Annotated in this window: 1 protein-coding gene; it reads right to left on the reverse strand. The window is 31.1% G+C overall.

Going from position 1 to position 328, the window contains the following annotated elements; genetic code table 11:
• A partial coding sequence (locus SOM16_RS23075) for an RHS repeat domain-containing protein (protein WP_320466353.1) occupies nucleotides 1–328 on the reverse strand: 328 nt, incomplete at both ends.

Here is a 328-nt window from a genome sequence, read left to right on the forward strand (position 1 = left end):
TAATCATATTTGTATTCTATATAATGGGTATTAATACTGGTGTCATTTAATAAATTATCCGTTGTTAATCTCCTAAGATTTCCGGCAGGATCATATTCGTAACTTGTAATACCCTTATCCGGATGACGTTGCTGAATACGTCTTCCTGCAAGATTATAAGAATAACTTGTTACTATTCCTTCAGAATCCTCCACTGAAGTCAACTCTCCAATAGTATTGTATTTAAAAATTGTTGATAATGGCAGAGTGTAGAAATAATCATCTTTCTGAATTATTTTACCTTCTGTATTTATATAAGATTCAGACTTTTGATTACCAAACTCTTCTG

Source organism: Pedobacter sp. CFBP9032 (assembly GCF_034045265.1).
Lineage (GTDB): Bacteria > Bacteroidota > Bacteroidia > Sphingobacteriales > Sphingobacteriaceae > Pedobacter.